Source organism: Pantoea sp. BAV 3049 (genome assembly GCF_009765445.1).
Classification (GTDB): Bacteria; Pseudomonadota; Gammaproteobacteria; order Enterobacterales; family Enterobacteriaceae; genus Erwinia.
On sequence record NZ_WHOY01000031.1, the window covers coordinates 2,385,273 to 2,387,361 of the forward strand.

The following is a 2,089-nucleotide window of genomic DNA, read 5'->3' on the forward strand; positions in this document are numbered from 1 at the left end:
TAAAGACGCTTCTCCAGGCTTCGGGCGCTGACCCTGCCCGGCCTTACTGAAGCGAACGAACAGCAACAGGGCAGGCGGTTCAGAGATAACGGAACCGCAACGCGGTGACGCTCGCCTTGTAAGGGCGCTACGTTCTTAAAAGAAGCGATTTAGTCTAATGACTATCAACCCCTTATAGCTTGGAAGCTCCTCGAACTATCAGGCTTCAATCGGAAGGAGTGATCATAAAACTTTCCTTCACACATTGATAAAAAACAATAATAAATAAGATATTTTTAGTTTAAAAACTTCACATATATCCAGTAACGAGATATATTTTATAAGCATGAGCAACTCGGCTAAATTGGCCTCCCCGCTTTGCCCTGACAGGCTTTGCAACATAACAAAAGCGGGGTTCTTTTTATTTTTTAAACTCTTTACGTTTTATCACCAGTACAAACATATATCGATGATGTGAGTATAGTGCTTTTCAGGAGAAAAAATTGCAACTGAACTTAAGTACAGTTCTCATGAATTAACCAGTTCTGTTTAATATTGCATGTCAATGTCTTTTATCTGAATAAATCACTGCTGCATAACTTTATGTTATTATTAAGCTGCACTTCCTTATTGTTTCAATAGTAATCCGAATATCAATCTATACTGAGTTAAAATTTTCTATATGTTACATAAGTAACATATAGTTATTTTCCAGCTGAAAATTCTATCATTCATCTGCCTGTTTAAGTGTATCATGAAATTATATTCAATGAGGTTCACGCCAGACCGGATAAATTTCAGGAAATCCCTCTATGCGCAGAGGTGGGGCTGCATCAAGATACCCCCATCGTCTTATCAGAGTCCGAGTGCTGAACCTTGTGCACTCTGCGTAACATGGATAACCTGAATCGTCGAGGATATCATTTAAAGCGCTGAAAAGATTCTTTACAACATCGCTTCCCCGCGATGACCTGCGAACCGCGAGAAGTGAAATGTAATAATGCTGCCGTGCTTTAGGATGATAATTTTCGAGTTCATTATTAAGTCTTTTTGCGGCTGCATAATCCGACCCACATACGTTACGTAATACCCTGTCGAAAGCTGAGCGTTCATTCTCTGTCATTTCCATTGATCCCGGACGGAAATAAACCATCGCACCGGTATTATTTTCGGAAAGCAGCGTACCGCCACGCTTACTGGCAAGGTCAAGGTAAATGCTGAAAAAAAGCTTTAATTTATTAAGGCGTTTTTCATCGTCTGGGAATATAATTTCATGTAACGGTTCATTATAAAAACCTTCAGCAAGAATATCGCAGGCCAAGTCCAATTCAGACTCTATTGCATGTCTACATTTCATATCAATTCCTTTGATTATATTACTAGTCTCTATTTTTAAAATAATCCGATATAGTTAATGCGTTTCCCTATGATTTCCAAAAACCAGATAAATACGCCAGCCATATATTCTTATCATACTTAACCCCTTGGGTAAAGGATTATCAAGTTGAGTTCTGCAGCCAAACTAACAGCCTGTCTGATATTTCTTACCCCCAGTTTTTCAACAATTTTTCTGGTATGAAATTTAACAGTGCTCAGGCTTATGCACAAAACCTGAGATATTTCAGGATAGGTTTTTCCTGTTGTACACCAGAAAAGTATTTCCGATTCACGTGAAGTTAATTTTATATTTTCACCCTTCTCATTTGAATATTTATTCATTAGTGATTGATGGGTGTTAATTAGTAACATCTGAAGGGCATCTTTATGTTTGGTAATTAACTCACTAACCTCTTTAACTTTCCCTTCATCTATATATAACGATAAAAGTGCCAAATTGTTCTGGTGGTCATGAAGAACAAATGCATAACCTCTGTTTATGCCATAAGGTTTTATCGGAGTGAAGATTTTTTTCATTTTCCAGTTTGAATTAATTTCCAGATCATCATCCCAGTTAAATGCCGTCACTCTTCTTAATGCATTTATAACAACAGGATCAATATTTTGTTTTTTTCTGATAAGATAATCGGAAACAAGGTCGGTAGGCAGGTTACTTATTATCCTTATCTTATCAGTATTGAATTTGTTTATGATCGCATAGACATACTTTATT

The 2,089-nt window shown here is 37.1% G+C and carries 2 protein-coding genes; both read right to left on the reverse strand.

What is annotated here, in order from left to right:
- Positions 1-745: 745 nt before the first annotated feature.
- A complete protein-coding gene (locus GSQ70_RS12050) occupies positions 746-1,336 on the reverse strand; it encodes a hypothetical protein (protein WP_158782768.1) in 591 nt (196 codons plus the stop codon).
- 119 nt (positions 1,337-1,455) lie between these two features.
- A partial coding sequence (locus GSQ70_RS12055; RefSeq protein ID WP_199257255.1) for a LuxR family transcriptional regulator occupies positions 1,456-2,089 on the reverse strand: 634 nt, incomplete at its 5' end.

What these genes read in the sequence shown, in the direction of transcription:
- GSQ70_RS12050 (WP_158782768.1), bottom strand. Translation starts at nt 1,336, where the DNA reads ATGAAATGTAGACATGCAATAGAGTCTGAATTGGACTTGGCCTGCGAT.